17 protein-coding genes are annotated in these 19,364 nt (G+C 36.4%); 5 read left to right on the top strand and 12 right to left on the bottom strand.

What is annotated here, in order from left to right:
• Positions 1 to 115 precede the first annotated feature (115 nt).
• The 3 genes from ovoA to L3049_RS00435 all read right to left on the bottom strand — a co-directional run bounded on the left by ovoA (position 116) and on the right by L3049_RS00435 (position 3,638).
• Complete coding sequence (gene ovoA, locus L3049_RS00445) at positions 116 to 2,251, bottom strand: 5-histidylcysteine sulfoxide synthase (RefSeq protein WP_275107797.1); 2,136 nt, start codon at positions 2,249 to 2,251, stop codon at positions 116 to 118.
• A gap of 125 nt (positions 2,252 to 2,376) precedes the next feature.
• Positions 2,377 to 2,694, bottom strand: coding sequence for an antibiotic biosynthesis monooxygenase family protein (locus L3049_RS00440; protein WP_275107796.1), 318 nt, complete (start codon positions 2,692 to 2,694; stop codon positions 2,377 to 2,379).
• Positions 2,694 to 3,638 (bottom strand): hydrogen peroxide-inducible genes activator, encoded by a 945-nt coding sequence (locus tag L3049_RS00435; protein ID WP_275107795.1) that lies wholly within the window; start codon positions 3,636 to 3,638, stop codon positions 2,694 to 2,696. The genes L3049_RS00440 and L3049_RS00435 overlap by 1 nt, the downstream gene beginning before the upstream one ends.
• 214 nt (positions 3,639 to 3,852) lie before the next feature.
• Here L3049_RS00435 and mtnN point away from each other — a divergent pair, with 214 nt between their 5' ends.
• The 5 genes from mtnN to L3049_RS00410 all read left to right on the top strand — a co-directional run bounded on the left by mtnN (position 3,853) and on the right by L3049_RS00410 (position 10,046).
• Positions 3,853 to 4,557 carry a 5'-methylthioadenosine/S-adenosylhomocysteine nucleosidase gene (gene mtnN, locus L3049_RS00430; RefSeq protein WP_275107794.1) on the top strand — a complete coding sequence of 235 codons (705 nt, stop codon included), beginning with the start codon at positions 3,853 to 3,855 and terminating at the stop codon, positions 4,555 to 4,557.
• Positions 4,558 to 4,568: 11 nt separating this feature from the next.
• Positions 4,569 to 5,048 carry an S-ribosylhomocysteine lyase gene (locus tag L3049_RS00425; RefSeq protein WP_275107793.1) on the top strand — a complete coding sequence of 160 codons (480 nt, stop codon included), beginning with the start codon at positions 4,569 to 4,571 and terminating at the stop codon, positions 5,046 to 5,048.
• A gap of 105 nt (positions 5,049 to 5,153) precedes the next feature.
• Entirely contained in the window at positions 5,154 to 5,603 is a 450-nt protein-coding gene (locus tag L3049_RS00420) for a DUF3592 domain-containing protein (RefSeq protein WP_275107792.1), read from the top strand.
• Positions 5,604 to 5,691: 88 nt separating this feature from the next.
• Positions 5,692 to 7,668 carry a peptidase U32 family protein gene (locus tag L3049_RS00415; RefSeq protein ID WP_275107791.1) on the top strand — a complete coding sequence of 659 codons (1,977 nt, stop codon included), beginning with the start codon at positions 5,692 to 5,694 and terminating at the stop codon, positions 7,666 to 7,668.
• A 257-nt stretch (positions 7,669 to 7,925) separates the two neighbouring features.
• Positions 7,926 to 10,046, top strand: coding sequence for a M3 family metallopeptidase (locus tag L3049_RS00410; RefSeq protein WP_275107790.1), 2,121 nt, complete (start codon positions 7,926 to 7,928; stop codon positions 10,044 to 10,046).
• A gap of 178 nt (positions 10,047 to 10,224) precedes the next feature.
• Here the strand turns inward: L3049_RS00410 and L3049_RS00405 are convergent, their stop codons facing one another.
• The 9 genes from L3049_RS00405 to L3049_RS00365 form a co-directional block, all read right to left on the bottom strand.
• Positions 10,225 to 10,812, bottom strand: a complete 588-nt coding sequence (locus L3049_RS00405) for a TetR/AcrR family transcriptional regulator (RefSeq protein WP_275107789.1) — start codon at positions 10,810 to 10,812, stop codon at positions 10,225 to 10,227.
• A gap of 202 nt (positions 10,813 to 11,014) precedes the next feature.
• A complete protein-coding gene (locus L3049_RS00400) occupies positions 11,015 to 11,383 on the bottom strand; it encodes a hypothetical protein (RefSeq protein WP_275107788.1) in 369 nt (122 codons plus the stop codon).
• A gap of 118 nt (positions 11,384 to 11,501) precedes the next feature.
• Positions 11,502 to 12,443 carry an NrfD/PsrC family molybdoenzyme membrane anchor subunit gene (gene nrfD / locus L3049_RS00395; protein WP_275107787.1) on the bottom strand — a complete coding sequence of 314 codons (942 nt, stop codon included), beginning with the start codon at positions 12,441 to 12,443 and terminating at the stop codon, positions 11,502 to 11,504.
• 102 nt (positions 12,444 to 12,545) lie between these two features.
• Positions 12,546 to 13,079 carry a 4Fe-4S dicluster domain-containing protein gene (locus L3049_RS00390; RefSeq protein ID WP_275107786.1) on the bottom strand — a complete coding sequence of 178 codons (534 nt, stop codon included), beginning with the start codon at positions 13,077 to 13,079 and terminating at the stop codon, positions 12,546 to 12,548.
• A complete protein-coding gene (locus L3049_RS00385; RefSeq protein ID WP_275107785.1) occupies positions 13,076 to 15,313 on the bottom strand; it encodes a molybdopterin-containing oxidoreductase family protein in 2,238 nt (745 codons plus the stop codon). Before L3049_RS00385 ends, L3049_RS00390 begins: the two co-directional genes overlap by 4 nt.
• Before the next feature lie 204 nt (positions 15,314 to 15,517).
• Entirely contained in the window at positions 15,518 to 16,363 is an 846-nt protein-coding gene (locus tag L3049_RS00380; protein ID WP_275107784.1) for a sulfurtransferase, read from the bottom strand.
• 73 nt (positions 16,364 to 16,436) lie between these two features.
• Positions 16,437 to 17,468, bottom strand: a complete 1,032-nt coding sequence (locus L3049_RS00375; protein ID WP_275107783.1) for a porin — start codon at positions 17,466 to 17,468, stop codon at positions 16,437 to 16,439.
• Between the two features lie 150 nt (positions 17,469 to 17,618).
• The gene (locus L3049_RS00370; protein ID WP_275107782.1) at positions 17,619 to 18,572 is read right to left on the bottom strand and encodes a rhodanese-like domain-containing protein; all 954 of its coding nucleotides are present in this window, start codon (positions 18,570 to 18,572) and stop codon (positions 17,619 to 17,621) included.
• 54 nt (positions 18,573 to 18,626) lie between these two features.
• Positions 18,627 to 19,160, bottom strand: a complete 534-nt coding sequence (locus L3049_RS00365; RefSeq protein ID WP_275107781.1) for a rhodanese-like domain-containing protein — start codon at positions 19,158 to 19,160, stop codon at positions 18,627 to 18,629.
• Positions 19,161 to 19,364 lie beyond the last annotated feature (204 nt).

Genomic DNA, 19,364 nt, shown 5'->3' with positions numbered 1-19,364 from the left:
TAGTGATACTTCAAATATTTTAGCAAAATAGAGAAGTAAATAATAAAATCAGCCAATCTAAAAAAAAGGAACAATCACATTTGAATATTCCTTTTTTCAATTTCAAAACAATTTCTTATTTCTTCCTCCAAATGGTCATTTGCGCAATGGTATGTTGATATTTCCGAGCTGTTTCCCGAATAACAAAAGGAACATCTTTAGGTTCATCGATCAGTTCGAATTTTTCATCTAAAATCTCCTTCAAACCGTCTAATGTTGTAAAAGGTTCTCCATCTTTTCGATAACCACCAACCCACTTATCTGCCTCGGTAAATTCCTCTAACCAAGTGTAAGGAGAAGTAAGAACCAAAATTCCATTTTCATTTAATCGAGTAGAAATTTCTTGCAAAAATTTAAGTGGATCATATAATCGGTCAATTAAATTCCCAGCAAATATAAGATCGTAATTGGTGAAAATCGACTTTAAATTGCATGCGTCTGCTTGGTAAAAAGAAACCTTATCGCGAGAAGCGTCTAAATCGTAATCGCTCAGTTTTAATTCTTGGTAAGTTGATAATTTACCTTCTTCTTGTCGGATGTAATTTAGTTTTCCTGTTTCTTTCAACTGAGTACCAATACGAATGAACCGAGCCGAAAAATCTAGTCCCGTCACCTTATCAAAAGTCTTTGCTAACTCCAATGTCGTTCTTCCTGTTGCACAACCCAAGTCGAGAGCATTTCCTTTGTTCAAATTCGTCAAATGCTTATCCAACAAGCTCAAACAAGCTTTGGAATAGTTTTCAACTTCAAAATAGCTTGGCCCATACTGAAATTCACAATATTGTGAAACCAAATCGTCACTCTCATAATAATCATCCTTTATGACCAACTCTTCTTCCGATTCGATATATCGAAAACCTGCATGTTGGAAAAAATGACGACGGAAAGCATAACGCGAATCCTTTATAGCCAAATTTCCTGTTGAAATCCAAGATCCACCTTTTATCAAATTATGTCTGGCATCAAAAGTTGGCGTTGAGAAATCATCGTAAAATGGATGAATTTCAAAACCATCGAGAGCCGAAATTGGCATTTCGGTCCACTGCCACACATTACCAATCACATCATACACACCATTAAATTCAAATTTATCCACAGGACAGGAAGAAGCATAGTGCTCTAAATTGATATTCCCCGGAGCTTTTTTCCAATAGGGTTGATCAGGTATGTCTAAGGAATTACGTAACAAGTAATATTCTCCTTCGGTTGGCATTCTTAATTTCTTCCCCGTTTGGACTGATTTCCAATTGCAAAAGGCTTTTGCCTCAAGGTAATTAACCTCAACAGGCCAATTCCAGGGCATATCAATTTCTTCTAACATACACCTTAGTTTCCAAGCTTTACCATTTTTCACCCAAAACACAGGATGATCACAAGCCTTGTATTGTACCCAGTTCCAGCCCTCTTCAGTCCACCACTTTTGAGTTTTATACCCATCTGCCTCAACAAAAGTCTTATACTCCTGATTCGAAACCAAAAACTTCGAAGATGAAAAGCCCTTAATATCTGATTTCAGATTACCAAATTCATTATCCCAACCATATAAGGCATCACTGCGTTCTTTACCTAATTTCACGATACCTGATTCCACTTTTACCAGTTCATTTTCAGGAGCACTTCCAGATTCATCACAAATTTGAAAGAGAGAGTTTTCCTTCACCTTATCAATAGGCAACTGACGAATTAAAACCGAAGAGGTTTCGATATGAATACGTTGATGTTCAATTCCCATTAGAATCACCCAGAACTGACTTTCCCAATTAATTGGAATGGTAAGTGGAAGCTCCAAAATCAAATTTTCGATCATCTTTTTGGCTTCAACTCGATATTCTTTAGTCTCTTGAATTGTTGGCCAATCGTAATGTGCTTCATTCAAATCATCCCAGGACATTTCGTCAACACCAACAGCAAATATCGATTCAAATTTGGGATTAATTCTCTCGCTAATTAAACCTGCCAACAATAATTTATTGACATAGAAAGTAGCCGTATGACCAATGTAAAAAATTAAAGGATGACGAAGTGGATCTGCTCGATGCAGAAAAGCCTCCTGACCATTCAAACAGTCATATAATCTCTCATCTAACTCCCATGTTGCTCTAAAATAAGTAAGTAGTTCTGCTCTTTTTTCTTCTGGTGAACCTTCGTTCAATATCGGTGTTTTGGTCACAAGTAAATCTCGATCGCTTATTGTTTCTATCATATTATTCATAAAATTTTGGCTTTGAATTATTCACTGTTTCATCGCGAAATGAAGTTAACAAATATTCTAGCTCATTCAAAGCTCATTTATTCCTGTGCTAATGATTTAAACTATCATACGGGTAATTACTCTCCTTATTTCTCAAAAAAGTAATCCGATTCCACTTTACAAATTCGGACAGCATAACTTTTATACCAATCTGCCTTCCCTCTTTCTTGTGCAATTTGATGAGCTGGATGTTTCTGCCAATTCTTGATAGCTTCTATGCTCTCCCAATAAGATACTGTTATACCCAATTCACTTCTAGCTGATTCTACTCCTAAAAAACCGACTTGTCTTTTCGCTAAGTCCATCATCGAATCAGCCATTTGTTCATAATCATTATCGCTCTTGGTTCTTTCCGAAGAAAAAATTACAGCGTAGTAAGGTGGTTTTATATTTTTTGCAATCATTACTCCACAAAATTAGTTTTCACAATCTCTTTATTCTCTTTTCCAAGCATCTGACTTGGAACATTATCCCTGATAACTTCACTAATAACACTTAAAATATTCTTTCTTACTTCTGTTTTTAAAGAAAGCATTGTTACCTCTCGAACTTTTTGCTTGCCCTTAATATCTTTAATCATCTCTTCCTGCTCCGAAGGAATCATTAAGGTAGATAATTCGGGTAAAAAAGTTATTCCTCCTTTGTATTCTACAATTCGTCTTAAAGCGTCAATATTATTACTTTCGTAGATAAAATCACCACCTTGATTGGCATGCATCTTACAGATATTAGTTACCTGATCCATAAAACAATTCCCCTCTTTCAACAACCAAACATCAGAATTATCCAATTCACTAATTGCTATTTCATCTTGTGTATACAATTCATGTTTTTCTGAAACGTACAAATAGAAACGTTCATAAAACAAGGGTGTAAATTCCAGATTACTTTTCGACTCAATAGGTGTAGAAATAATACCAGCATGATATGTTCCGTCCTTTACTCCACGCAAAACATCTTCGGTAATGGCTTCTTGAACTTTCAGTTTAATTTTAGGATATTTTTCATTTAAGTCACCTACAAAAAGAGGTACTAAAAATGGAGATAAGGTTGGAATAATACCCAAGCAAATATCCCCTTGAACTTCCTCGGATAATTGTAAAGCAAAAGCCTCCAAATGTTTTGATTCTGTAACAAGAGACTGCGCTTTTTCGAGAAAAGCAAGACCATTTAATGTTGGTTCGACCTTCTTATTCGAACGATCGAATAAAATGATGCCCAACTCTACTTCTAATGCTTGAATCTGTAAACTGACAGCGGGTTGCGAAACCCCCATCGATTTGGCCACCCTTCCATAACTTCCCAATTGGCCTAAGGCTAAAGCATAATTTAATTGTTTTAAGGTCATTCTATAACTTTTTCTTATTAAACACATGAAGTTAATTAAAAATTAGAATATTGAAACCTGTACATTTAAGAATATGAGCGAACCGATTTCAAAATAATTCAATATTGTTATGGATTATGCACTTACAATTGCATTGTTTTTTAACTTTGCGCTCTGAAATAGCAATATTATCTTTGTACGCTGTACTGGATACTTACTACTTGATACTTTAAAAATGAAAATAGGAATTATAGGTGCAATGGAGGTTGAGGTTGTTAAACTTCGCGATCAATTGTCCAACAGAAATGAACAAAAAAAAGGTTCGTTTGTTTTTTATACTGGTAATTTGAACGATGTAGAAATCGTTTTACTTCAATCGGGAATTGGAAAAGTAAACGCAGCAATTGGAGCAGCTGTATTAATTGACACTTTTCAGCCTGACTATGTTATTAACACTGGAGCTGCTGGCGGTTTCCCTGGCGATTTAAAAGTTGGTGATATTGTAATTTCACAAGAGCTAATCCATCATGATATGGATTGTACTGTTTTTGGTTACAAAATGGGACAAGTTCCAGGAATGCCAGAAAGTTTTAAGGCTGATGATAAATTAATCGCTTTAGCGGATAAAACAATTCATCAGTTTAGCGATATAAATACTAAAAAAGCTACGATTCTTACCGGTGATCAATTTATGAACAATCCGGAAGCTACAAGTAGAATAAAAGAAATGTTTCCATCTGCCGAAGCTGTTGAAATGGAAGGTGCTGCAATCGCGCAAGCCTGTTATCAGTTCAACATTCCATTTGTGGTTATCCGATCTATTTCGGATATTGCAGGACAGGAGAATGCAATGCAGTACGAAGAATTTGTTGAAATTGCCGCAGTCAATTCAGCCAAAATGGTGACTGAGATGGTAAATGAGTTGGGAAATCAGAAATAAAAAAAGAGAACATGGAAAAAATAGCAAGCTTTACAGTTGATCACAATAAATTAAAAAGAGGAATTTACGTATCTCGAAAAGATAAAGTTGGTGCCGAAACATTAACAAGTTTTGATATCCGTACCAAACTACCGAATATGGAACCTGCAATGGATATTCCTGCAATGCATACCATGGAACATTTAGGTGCTACCTTTTTGAGAAACCATAAGGAATGGGCAGATCGCACAATCTATTTCGGACCAATGGGCTGTCGTACAGGATTCTATTTGATTTTCCAAGGTGACTTAGATTCAAAAGATATCATAAAAGTGACACAGGAAATGTTCGATTTCATGGCTGATTTCTCTGGCGAAATCCCTGGAACAAACAAAATTGAATGTGGTAACTATATGAGTCATGATTTACCAATGGCTCTTTGGGAAGCAAAACGATTCAAAAATGAAGTTTTAGGAAGTCTAACTGATGAGAATCTTACTTATCCTGAATAAGGGAAGTAAATAAAATATAAGAAGAGGCTGTCTTACAATATAAATTAGACAGCCTCTTTTTTTGTTTAAATTTCCTTATATTTATTATGAAAAGATTTGTTACTCATGAAGATATCAGGAACTAAATTCATATTAATTACGCTTTTAATTGTTTTGATTCCTATTTATGGAAATTGGAAGCTTCTGTTGCATGGTGAAAAGACAGAAGGTGTGGTTGTTAAAATCATAGAACAAGATGCTGGAATGCTAAGATCCTTCTACTCTATCATTACCTATCAGGCAAATCAAAAACTATACACATTAAAAGGTCCTGAAAATGTTGAATATGAAATAGGAAAAAAATTCCCAATTCTTTTTTCCACTAATGATCCGGAAAATTCAATCATATTCTCTCTAAGAGGAATCTATGTTAATCGATTCACTTCAGCCGCAGTTGTTATCTTCATTTTATGGATGGCTTTTTATTTGAGTTTCACACCCAAGAGAACAAATCGAAGATCCGGAAATCCACAAAATAATTCTCAGGAAACAATTCGAAGAAAAAAATTACTCTAATTCCAATAAGCTTATCATTTTTTCCAGTTCAAAATCGAAATACCCAATTATCGGTTTTATCTTTGCAGCCTGAACAAAAAAAGAAAAAATGAAGAAGCCAGAATTATTATTACCTGTAGGAAATCCTGAAATGTTTCATGCTGCCATAAAAGGTGGAGCCGATGCCGTTTATCTAGGTTTGCGCCAGTTTAATGCCAGAGGAAGAGCAACAAACTTTTCAGTGAGTCAATTACAGTCCTTACTTAAGCTGGCTTACAAAAATAACATCAAGGTATATCTTACCTTAAATACTGTTATAAAAAACGATGAAATAGCCGATTTATTGGACACTTTAAATCTGGTAAAGAAATCGTCGATTAGTGCAATTATTATTCAAGATTGGGGCGTTTACCATTTGGTAAAAAAGCATTTCCCAGAAATTACAGTGCATGCGAGTACACAAATGGCCAATCACAATTCATTAGGAGCCATTTATTCACAGCAAAAAGATTTCGAACGAGTGGTTATGGCAAGAGAATTAACCCTTCCTGAACTAAAAGAAATCAAAAAGAAATCGGACATTGAATTGGAGATTTTCATGCACGGAGCTCTATGCTATTCCTTTTCTGGAATGTGCCTATTTAGTAGCTATCTAGGCGGTAGTGGAGCCAACAGAGGTTTGTGTGCACAACCCTGTCGTCGTTTTTACCAATCGGGAAAACAAAAAAGCTATGTCTTTAGTTTGAAAGACAACCAAGCTGTTGAAGTATTACCAGAATTAATAAAAATAGGCATTGAATCGATTAAGGTTGAAGGCCGTATGAAACCTGCTGAATTTGTTTACAATGTATCTCGTGCTTACCGAGAAGTTATTGACAATAACAATATTGAAACTGCGAAAAAACTTCTAAACTACGACATGGGTCGTGAAAAGACAGGATACTTTTTGGCTGGCAATGTAAGTAGTGCCATCACTCAAAATACAAACACTGGTATTCTTATTGGTGAAGTATTGGAAAGAGTTAACGATCGTGTAATTATCTCTTCGGATCATGAACTAAAACTTGGTAATCGAATTCGCATTAAGCAACGAAGTGGGGAGCCTCAAAAAGCAATTAAAATCAAAGAAATTGATTTGCTCGAAGAAGGTGTTTATAAAGTAAATGCAAAAGACGCTATCGCTAGATCTGGCGATCAAGTTTACCTTGCGGGATTGCAAGAGGAGAAATTCTCTAGTAAATTCACTGAAGAAGGTAAGCCGCTACCAATAAACATGCATCGTGGAGCCAGAACCAAAATTGTTAAAAGTTTAGGAAAAAAGGACAGTCCAAAGAAAGAACAGATCTATGTACGTATTGATTCCATGGCTTGGTTAAGAAAGATCCATTTAAACGAGATGGATTACTTAATCTTGAACTTGAAAAAATCGGAATGGAAAGAATTACGATTAAATGCTCCTTTCCTACAAAAGAACGCAGGGAAAATATTCATCGAATTGCCAAAATTCATTCCTGAAAATGACATCGATTTTTACAAGGACATTTGCGATAAGGCAATGAAAAATGGTTATCAAAACTTCATGATCAGTCACTTATCACAGAAGCTTATTGTTCCTGCAAAAGCTAGAATAGCGTGTAACGAGAATGTATATCTGTTTAATGAGGCAGCCGTTGCTCACGTTCAGGAAGAAGGTATTAACTTATACACTCATCCACAGGAAAACGATCTAGAGAATTTGCTGCTTGGAAACGATCGTTTTGGTATTATTCCAGTCTATTTTTATCCTCAGTTATTCTTCTCGAGAATGCCTGTAAAATTGCATAAGGAAGATGAGTTAATTGATGATATGCAGGGTGAATTTGATAAAGACCTTAGAGATGGAATCACAATTGTATATCCTAAACATCCTGTAACCTGGATGCAACAGAAAAATAATCTTATTAAAGAAGGATTTAAGCGTTTCATGATTGATTTAACGCATGAAAAACCTTCGTCGAACACCTTTAAGCGTCTGATTAAAAACTTTCAACAAGCTAAGCAGGCACAACCGTCTACTAGCTTTAATATGAAAAAAGGACTTAAGTAATTCAGAATTTAAATGATTGATTAATCATATTTTAAATATAGAGCCTCACTTGCCGTGAGGCTCTTTTTTATGGAAATTTTAATGGCATAATATATGGAGACATCGTATCTCCTTCTGTTTATTACTCATTACCAAATTTTAATTCTTAATTAAAAGCAATATGTTGCGGAAACTATATTAATTGTAAGGAAAAACAATGGTTTTTTACTAATTTGGTCGGCGAACATTCAAAAATTATTAACACTAAAACGAACAACGTGAAAAAGACTTTCCTTTACGTACTTATTGCAGGTATCGGTTTAACCGCTTGTAATGATAACAAAAGTGAGCAAAAGACTGATAACCCGTTTTTTTCTGAGTATAACACACCACATCAAACAGCGCCGTTTGATCAAATCAAATTTGAACACTTTGAGCCTGCTTTTACAGAAGGTATGGTACAAGGTCGTGCAGAGATTGATGCAATTGCAAACAGCAAAGAAACAGCTACCTTCGAAAATACAATTGTAGCTTACGAAAAAGCTGGAAAACTGCTAGGTAAAGTTAGTGATGTATTCTTTAACATTAAAGGATCAGAGAATACTGATTCAATTGCTGCATTAGCTAAAAGATTGTCTCCTATCATGACAAAATACAGTGCTGACATTAGCCTTAACGAAAACCTATTTAAGAGAATTAAAACAGTTTACGATAAGAAAGCTGATTTGAAGTTGACTGTTGAGCAGAATACTTTACTAGAGAAAATGTACCAAGGCTTTGTTCGTAGTGGTGCTAATCTTGATGCTGACAAAAAAACAAAATTGCGTGAGATTGATGGTAAATTAGCTTTACTAACCATGCAGTTTGGCGATAATGTATTGAAAGAAACAAATGCTTTCGAGTTGGTTATCGACAAGAAAGAAGACCTTGCTGGTTTACCTGAATCTGTTATTGGTGCTGCTGCTGAAAAAGCAACTGCTGCTGGTAAAGAAGGTAAGTGGATGTTTGGTTTAGATAAGCCATCGATGCTTCCTTTCCTACAATACTCTGATAAGCGTGACTTGAGAGAGAAATTGTACATGGGCTACACAAATCGTGGTAACAACAATAACGAATTTGATAATAAGAAGATTGCTCAGGAAATTGCAAACTTAAGAATCGAGAGAGCTAAATTATTCGGCTTTAAAAATCACGCAGCTTATGTTCTTGATAAGAATATGGCTAAGACTCCGGAGAAAGCTCTTGAGTTATTGAACAAGCTTTGGAATAAAACTTTGCCAAATGCTAAGAAAGAAGCTGTTGAATTGCAAAAAATGATTAACAAAGAAGGTGGCAAATTTAAGTTAGCTTCTTGGGACTGGTGGTACTATTCTGATAAAGTGAAGAAAGCAAAGTATGCTCTTGACGAGAATGAACTACGTCCTTATTTCGAAATTAACAACGTACGTGATGGTGCTTTTGCTTTGGCAACAAAGTTATATGGTATCAAATTCATCGAGCGTAAGGATATTGCTAAGTTTCATGAAGAATGTCAAACTTGGGAGCTTCAAGAAGCTGATGGAACACATATTGGTATTTTCTATTTAGATTATCACCCACGTGCATCTAAGCGTCCAGGTGCTTGGATGGATTCATTCCGTAAGCAGTCGGGTTTTGGTACTGCTAAGCCAGTAACTCCTATTATCCTAAATATTTGCAACTTTACTAAGCCTGTTGGCGATACTCCTTCCTTATTAACTCCAGATGAGGTTGAAACTTTATTCCACGAGTTTGGTCACGCACTTCACGGATTCTTATCTAAGTGTCGTTACAACACATTGTCCGGTACTTCGGTATCTCGCGACTTTGTTGAGTTACCATCTCAGGTAATGGAAAATTGGTGTTTCGAGCCGGAAATGTTAGCGCTTTATGCAAAGCATTACAAAACAGGTGAGGTTATTCCTGCTGAATTGGTTAAGAAGATTCAAGCTGCTGGTAAATTCAACCAGGGATTTGCAACTCTTGAGTATCTTGCTGCTTCATTACTTGATATGAAATACCATACTTTAACTGAGCCATTAACTGAAGATGTGATGACTTTTGAGAAGAACTACCTTGAGGGAATGGGATTAATTCCGGAGATCTATTCAAGATACCGTTCTACTTATTTCAACCATATCTTCTCTAGTCCTGTAGGTTACTCTGCGGGTTACTACGCTTACATTTGGGCTGGTGTACTTGATTCTGATGCTTTCCAGGCATTTAAAGAGACATCTTTATTTGACCAAGCTACTGCTAAGTCATTCCGCGATAATGTAATCTCAAGAGGTGGTACTGAAGATCCGATGGTACTTTACAAGCGCTTTAGAGGTGCTGAGCCAAGTATCGATCCTCTTTTAATTAAGCGTGGATTAAAATAAAAACGATTAGCATTTAGCTACTGGTAAAAATATAAAACTCCGATTCACAGTGTGAATCGGAGTTTTTATTTGTCTTAATATTTCTAGTCTTGAATTATCCCTTACACGAAAATCATATCAATCTTAATAATCTACCTCTGGCTATTATTAATTAATCATTCTTAATTTATAATTGAATTTATTCCTCGTATTCTTCTTTTTTGATATACATATTCAAAACCTTATGCTGCATTGCATCAATTGGATATCCTTCGGGCTCCAACACATAATTCATTGCAATACCATCTAACATCGATGCCAAGAAACGTGTTTCCATTTTTGGATTTTCAGCTCCCTCCTTCTCAAAATATTCTACTAAAATATCCAACAAAGGATTAACAATTTCTAACAATTCTTGTTTGTATAATGCAACCACACCTGGCTGAAATCTAAGGGAATAAAACAATCTAAAAAATTCAAGGTTCTTTTCTACCGAATCGAAATAATCATTAATGAAAAATAGTAACTCTACTTCCTGTAGTTTCCCATCCTGATTTGGATCTATACCATCGAAAACCAAATGAACAGCCTCCGCTACTACTGTATGCAATAGACTCTCTTTGGTTTCGAAATATTGAAATAGATCTTTTTCTGTGATTTCTAATGCACTTGCTATATCAGCTCCCGTAGTTATGAAATAGCCATCTCTCACAAAAATCTCCAAAGCTGTGTTTAGAATTTCTTTTCTCTTCAAATCTTCGCTTGATGTATTCTTTTTTGGAGCCATATCATTATAATTTAAAGAATTAGACTTCTATTTATTCCTAAGTTACAACACAATATGGTGTATATCCAAAAAAAACTTATGGAGAAAATTAAGATTTAGGCTTTCATTCTAACTTCTAATATTAATAGTCATTGATTGATCCATACCAAAATGGAGCTAAATTTTAGACAAAAACCATAATTGAAATAAGAACCTAGATAATCTAGTCCAGCCAATCAAGAGCGGCACTCAATGTAGAAAAAGGCTTAATATTCAATCTTTTAAGTTTTGTTTTTGCTATGATTGGAAATATTGTTTTTTGAGGAGTATTAACAACAATAGCCAGTTGAAAATTATAAATAGCTGGAGTTCGTTTGATGTATTTTAGTACCTTTTGAAAGTCACTTATACCCATTGCAAACTTAGCATGGCTAAAATCTGAAACAATGCCAGAAAAATCCTCGTCAATATATTTTTCAAAAATATATTTAAAGGATTCTACAACATCATCAGCTTGTACCTTTCCATGAAATTCACGAAGTAGTATTTTGGTAGAACCTGATTTTATGATCTTATACTTAACTTCTGCCATTCAATAATTTTAATCTTTCGAAGATATTCAAGATACTAACAATTAAACAAAAAAAGAGTACATAACTGTACTCTTTTTAATTTTATAAATCTTAGTATTTGAGTATATCTCTTTAAAATTAATACAAGTAACTACTTATTTGTCCCGCATCTACCATTATAAAACGAAAAATTAAGCCTCCAAATAAAATAAGTAAAGCTGGTATCGCGACGGGGATTTTTCGTCCCCTTAACTCCATAATCTCTAATATTGCTGGTACTATAAGTCCAAGAACAACAACGCCAATCCAGAATGGTAAAGTATATGCTCCTCCCAAAAATAAACCTGCTGCTTCTATTTGGGCAGCATTACTGGCCATGAATCCCATAAACAGGTGAATAATAAAGAAAACCTCGATACCAATCAGAAGTAAGTCGATTTTACTGAATAAGCTACGTTCCAATTGTTCTTTGGATAGCCACATGATGGTAGCTGCACCTGTAGACAAACCGGAAACCAGAAAGAGAGGACCTAAAATAGATGTGTTCCATAGCGGGCGTGCGTTAAATGCTGACAATAGAATTCCGGTATAGATACCTAGAATTACTGATGATACAATAAGTATCCATGCCATTGGTTTTCGATACTTATTTACTAGTTTTTCTATGTATTCTAACCATTCAAGCTTATACTTCCATCCAGGTGCTAAATCACGCCAATAACTAAGGCACCAGGCCATAGATAGGGGCGTGATTAGCATTAGAATCCAAGCTCCCCACGACATTGGAGATTCGATTCGTATGGTTGTGTATAGTTGCCAGAAGTACAGTTTGTTTTTTAAATCAAGAAAAAGAGCACCCAAGCCTACAATCAAAATGATAGGGACTAAGAATGTCGCTTTTCTAACAGCAGTAGGCAATTCTTTCTCTCTTCCCAGTAGGGTATAAAGGGAAGCAAAGAATAGGATGCCGGCAGCCAAACCTCCCAGAAATAGGTAAAGAGGAATTTCCCATCCCCAAATACCCAAGGTAGGGTCGATATGGGGATTCATTCTTCCACTAATTAAAATTTCTTCGTTCATAAATTGAATGTTTTTGATTCCATTCGTCAAGATTGCCCCAGCGCGAGTACCACTTGACAAATGGAATCTGATAAAAAACTTGAACTATTTCACTTCAACAAACTAAATTAAATAATATACCTGTGGTTTTGTCCCCACTTCCGGAGCGAGTACTTTCCAGTCTCTGTTTTTGAGAAGCTGACTCACCTGACTTTCAGAGTCGTTCAAGTCACCAAAATACATACAGTTGGTAGGACAAACCGAAACACATGATGGGCTTTTACCTTCCTTCAATCTGTGATTACAGAAACTGCACTTATCCACATAGCCCTCCGGGTGAGAGAAACGTGCATTGTACGGACAAGATTGAACACAAGCACCACAACCAATACAGGCACCTCTGTCGACCATAACCAAACCACCCTCTTCGTAATGACTGGCGCCAGTAGGACAGCAGCGTACACAAGGTGAATTCTCACAATGATTACATCTTTCTGAGCGCAATTCGATGCTAACATTAGGGAAAGCTCCCTTAGCATGTTCAATTACCCAGTCGCGGCAATAGCCAATAGGCACACGATTTTCGTTTTGGCAGGCAACAACACAGTCGCTGCATCCAACACATTTTTTAGTATCAATTACCATTGCATATCTCATGAGATAACCTCCCTTTCTGGCTTGTCAATTACAAATTTCACGAAATTACCACGCATGCCTGTTCCACCCATTACCGGATCGACCATCACATTGGTGACGAGTTGAGAATCACTTATGCCACGTCCGTTCGAACGCTTCAGCTTTTTATTCGATTTTCCAAAACCGTGTACCATATAAACGTTATCCATACCAATACGTTCGGTTACTCTTACTTTAATAGGAAATTCAGACTTAACACCATCCTGGTTTTCTAACCAAATTTCTTGTCCGTTTACGATTCCGGCTTTCTTAGCGATTTTAGGGTTCACCCAAAGCTTGTTTTCGTTCATTAGCTCATTCAGGTTTGGGTTATTGGCTGTACGACCAAAGGTGTGCATAGGGGCACGTCCGTAATTCAATCGGAAGAAACCTGCTGGTGGCTCAGGATGAGGGGTGTAGTTTGGTAGTGGATCAAAGCCTTCCATCTCCAGGTCTGTAGAATAAAGCTCAATCATTCCCGTTGGCGTTCCAAATTCATATTCTTCACCTTCTTCAAGATAAAGGTTCGCATTCTTTCTATCGAATTTGATGATTCCCCTTTCTTTCATCTCCGCTAAGGAGAAGCCCATTTGCTTCAACTGCCAATCTAAAACTTCAGAATAACTCTTATAGTTGAAGTGGGCACTCAATTTCAGTTTCTCAGCTAATTTACGAACGATCCAATCGGATGGTTTCGTTAAATACTTTGGTTTTGCTGCTGGTATTCTCACAGCAATATTAGGTTCTCTGTTTGGCGATACACGAATATCATCGTAACGCTCCAGATAAGTACATTCCGGAAGAATGATATCGGCATAACCCGTAATCTCCATTGGCATGGTATCAACCACAACAAATAAATCAAGGTTATCAATAGCCTCCAGCGTTTTCTTAGTATCAGGTATAGTTGAAATCAGATTTGTTCCAACTACGAACCAACCTTTAATTTTTTTATCTGTTTTATTATCAGGATGTGAAGCATCTACAAATACATTTGCAATTGAAGAGCCTGCTAAGGCATATTTGCCATCCAAATAATCTTTCCATGTCCATGAAGCCGAAGGATAGGCAGGATGAGGGAAAGAAGGAACTTTGGCTTTTTCAGGGAAATAGAAACCACCTTTACGTCCCCAGGAACCAAGAAGCGCATTTAGCATAGCCATGGCACGCAATCGCTGTGTGTCATCACCATACCAGGTAACATGACGACCAGGATGAATAAGAGTAGCAGGAGCGTGATAAGCCATTTTTCTAGCAGTTTCCCTAATAACGTCAGCTTTGATTGTTGTAATTTCTTCAGCCCACTCAGGGGTTTTATCAGCTATATGTGCTTCAAGATCTTCAAAACCATAAGCATACTGGTCGATGTATGCCTTGTCGTATAATTTTTCAGTAACTAAAACGTGCATCCAAGCCAGTAGAAGGGCAATGTCAGTAGCCGGTTTTATTGGAAGCCAATGTACTGATTTGCTTGCAGCCGTTGATAAACGAGGATCAACAGTTATAATTTCCAAGCCGTTGTCAATTGCTTTAGACATTTCTTGCACATGGGAGTTGTGCATGTTCTCACCAATATGGTTACCAATCAGGACTAAACACTTTGTGTTCTCTAAATCCACAGGTTCAGGTGAGTTAATGTTTGCACCGAAGGTCGCATGGAAACCAACTTCTCTTGGTCCACGGCATTGTGCATAGGAGGGAGCAGTAATATTTCTGGAACCAAAGGCTTTGAATAATTTACCAAAGTGAGCGCCACCTGATCCATGTTTGAATAAGGCTAAACTTTCTGGCCCATGCTCTTCGGAAATTTGATTCATTTTGTCAGCGATAAATCGGAATGCTTTATCCCAACTGACTTCTTTGAAGGTTTGTTTACCATTAACTTCAACTCGCATCAATGGTGATTTCAATCGGTCTTCATCATTGTACATGCCAAGACCACCTGTACCTCTCGGACAGAAACGTCCTTTACAATGAGGATCATCTTCGTTACCTTCTATTTTCCATAGTTCACCTTTTTCGTCGGTATGCACCCAACCAGCACATTTCCAGAAACACACTTCACAATAGGTAGGTACAGGTTTTATTTTGGAGGCATCTATGGGCTCGCCTGCTTGCACTTGCCCAATCATTGCGTTCAAAATAGGATTAGCCATCACTAAGCCACCAAAACTCAATGCAGATATCTTAATAAATTCTCTTCTTGACTTGCTCATCAGATCGATATTTTAGATTGAACTGATGCTTAGTTTACAAACATTAGTTTGTTGCTTATCTTTAAGGTCTTCTTTAATTCACACTGGATTCTTTTAAATCCAAAATCATTCGGTGTAAGTAATTGTAGTAAATATGTAGTGTGAATGAAATTCATACCCTCCGTTTCGAAGAGGATATGAATTTTAATTTATGAAAAAAAGAATCTACTTTTGTACAATTTCGCTTGCCGTCCATTCGAACAAAGCACCATCATAAACTTTTACATTTGGATAAGCTAAGGCTGATGTTAGAGCTAAATAAACAACACCGGCACGTACACTAGATTCACAGTAAAGAATGATCTCTTTGTCCTTAGTTATGCCAGCAGCATTGAATAAAGCTTGTAAATCTTCCTTAGACTTTAGTTTACCTTTTGTTGTCAACACCTTTTTAAATTCAAGATTGATTGCAGATGGAATATGCCCCTTAGGTAGCTTCGATTCTTTAATACCCTTGAATTCGTCAGCAGCACGAACATCTACGATTACTGAAGCAGCACTGTTCGAAGCTTTCTTAACTTGAGCGATAGAGGCAATGATACCTTTGTTTAGTTTTACGGCAAATGTTGTTGCTTTTCTTTTAGCAGGATTCTTGGTTACAGGCTTACGAGCCATTCTCCAGGCTTTCATATGTCCATCCAAAAGCTTTACATCTTTAGCACCTAAATATTTTAGAATCCAGTACATGCGTCCTGAATATTTACCAGAACCATTATCGTAAAGAACGATGGTATTGGTGTTGCTAAGACCTTTTTCTCCAAGGATTTTAGCAATTTCAGCAACTGTCTTAAGCGTGCTCTTAGGACTTGCTTTGTATAAATCTTTATGGTTGATGTTTATTGCACCAGCAATATGAACTTTTTTGTAATCAGCAGGTTTTCTGGCACTAACCAGAACCACATTAGGGTCCTTCTTAATTTTTAAGAATTCTTTTACTGAAATTATATCTTGTCCGAAAGACATTTGAATGCCAAGAAAGCAAACAAAGGTCATTAATATCAATTTTTTCATAAGTCTATATATATTAGTTTGGTTTTCGGTTAATTTGGTATAAAGGGAGCCATAAGGCTCCCACGTTCCTGTTTTAGAACTTAACAGTTACCTGTAACATGAAAATATCGTTATCAATCTCATTCTCTCTCTCAGCTCTGTACACATAGTTAGCTTGAACTTTTGTCCAGTCGTTGAAGAAATAGTTTAGACCATAGGTTGTGCAAAATTCAGTGTTGTTACCCATATCTTTATTTGAATCGAAGAATTCAAACTTAAGAACCGGTTGTAATTTGTTTTCGAATTCATACATGGCCATAATGAAACCACCATCACGTTTGATGTCTCCCTGGTGCATTTCGATAGGCTCACCGCAGCCACCACCAGTCGTATACGAACCAACATCTTTTGCATATAAATATTCTGCTTGTAACATGAAACCACCTTGCTTGTACTGAAGATCAGCTCCCCAACGTGTTCTTTCGTCTTCAGGCATGCCGTCTACAGCAGCCGTTGCTTTACCAAATTTGTAACTAGCACCAATTTTTAGATTCTTATGAGGATTAGCAACTAAACGAGCAGCAATATCTTTTCTTTTATTGTCATCATTTTGGAACAAACCAGTTCCGTTAGTCAAAGCAACACTGTATTGGAATAGGGTTGTGTCAGCACCACCTAGTACCATGAAACCACGATCGCGATCAGGTGTAGCCAATTGCTCTACAGCTCTTGAACGATTAATGGTATGAAGTTTATGACATGGCGTGTTTAATTCCATAGAGATTGGAGATTTGAATGAACCAAAAGAAACACGTGCAAAATCGTAGCGAGAGTAGGTTACAAAGGCATCAAGTAAATAAGGTGTACCTCCATTTTTCGAAGGGCTGGTTTCAAGAACCATATAGTAACTAAAATCGTAAGGAATACTTCCCATTGCTCCAATACGAGCTCTATTGAAATTGAATGTATTGCTATCATCAATACCTTCTTGCTGGTTATACTCGAATTTTGGTTGGAAGAAACCAAATACATTAACACCTTCACTTGAAGGTTCGTCGCAACCTTGCGCAAAAGTTAGCGCTGGTGCAAGCAAGGCGATCATTATAATTATGAGTAATTTTTTCATTTGTTGAAGATTAAAGGCAAAGGAATACGGATCAAATAGCAATTATAACTATCCTACAGACTTCCTTTATGTTTAGTAAAAAGTTCAATGTAATTTCTTAAAAGAAACACTGTAAGGGCAAAGCATACCCTTACAATGTTTTATAAATTTCTAGTGAGCACCAACTACCCAACGATTGCCGGTAATAGCAGTGTTGTCAGTCCACTGGCTGTGTGAATTATTTAAGCCATTCATTCCGAACATTAAACTCTTTGCCTTGTCATATCCAAGTACGTGTAAGTATGCAGTAATAATACTTGAAGTTTGTCCAGTATAGCAATAAGTTACGATAGTTTGGTTAGGATCAAGATTGAAAATCTGACTTCCATCTAGTGTTAGAGGGTTTAAACGGTAAGCACCTTTAAAATGACCAAAACCATTCCAGTCAGTTTCTGAGAAGTAGTTGTTAATTTGATAGTTTTCAGGAGTAGCTAATACATCTGCATTACCAACAGACCAAGTTGTGTTCTCAAGCATTGCTTGTACTCTTTCCTTAAGAATTTCAGTAGGCTCAGTTGCTGTCGTATATAAAATAGGAGCTGGGAAAGTTGAAGGGTTAACAGGAGCATCATTAGTCCAATTTTCATGACCTACAGCTGCATCACCAACATTTGCATCCCATTTAGCAGGACTACCTTGTCCACTCATACCCCACTTTAAAAGTTTAGCATTGGGGTAACCACTCAAACGTAAAGCGACAACACCTCTGGCAGCAGTCTGACCTGTATAACAAACAACAAGTATCTCTTTATCTGCACCTTTTGCAGTTTCTAATATATTTCCTAATGTAGAGTTTACAGCTCCAGTTAAATGACTAGCGTCAAAGTCTACAGCCTTACGAATATCAATAATGTATTTGCCATCAATAGTTTTTGTGGCAAACTTACCATTCTCTGTAGTCGAGATAACTTGGTTTAGGTCCATTTGATTATCTACAAGGTAGCTTTGAAGTGTTTCAAATGCAGGGTTGTCAACACCAGCAGTATCATTATCTTCTTTACAAGATGTTAAAAATAAGGCAGGTATAATTGCCAGAATAAAGAAATACTTCAGTAATGTTTTCATAATTTAAATAGTTTAGTTTGTAATTGTGGTTTATTGGGTTCTAAGTTTTCTTAATTAACATCCGCCAGAATCTTCCTCTTCCGCGGCAACAGCAACAGTTCCACCTTCTTCAATATTATCCTCCATTGCTTCAGGATAAGCTTTATGCCACTCAATCCACCCACCGGTAAGAATTTTTACATTCTTATAACCTAGCTGGTTTAGACGAAGCGCTGCCAATGGGCTACGATTACTTTTTTTACAATAAAGAATTAGCATCTCCTCTTTCTCCGGAACATATAATCCTTCTTCATCCCAGATCTTTTCACTTGCAATTCTAAATTCAAGTACACCTCTAGGAATTGATACAGAACCTGGTATAAATCCACGATCGTGCTCTTCTGGTAAACGCACATCAAGTAAGACATATGCCTCTTCGCTATTCATTAATTCATGAAACTCTTGAGTGGTAAGTGTCGAAATATCTTTTCGAATATCTTCTACCATTTCATCAATGCTTGCATAAGTCTTATTTCGATCGATCTCATTAGATTGGCAACTAACAAGTGCGATTAAACATATAAAGAATAAATTCCTGATTGCTTTCATAGTTTATTTATTAAGGTCAAACTTTTTAGTAATGAATATTACCTTATTAACTGCTTTTTTAATCTTTAAAACGTTTGTAATTTCATTTTGAGGATATTTCGTCTGCATTATCCCTTAAAATGAAATTTGGAATGCTTCTAATTAAAGATTTATTTCTCTATTGTAATATTAATGGATTATCCGCTTTCAAACGAGAGATTCTAT

Origin of the sequence: Labilibaculum sp. DW002, from assembly GCF_029029525.1 — a bacterium.
Classification (GTDB): Bacteria; Bacteroidota; Bacteroidia; order Bacteroidales; family Marinifilaceae; genus Paralabilibaculum; species Paralabilibaculum antarcticum.
This window is presented reverse-complemented; position numbering and strand designations above follow the sequence as displayed.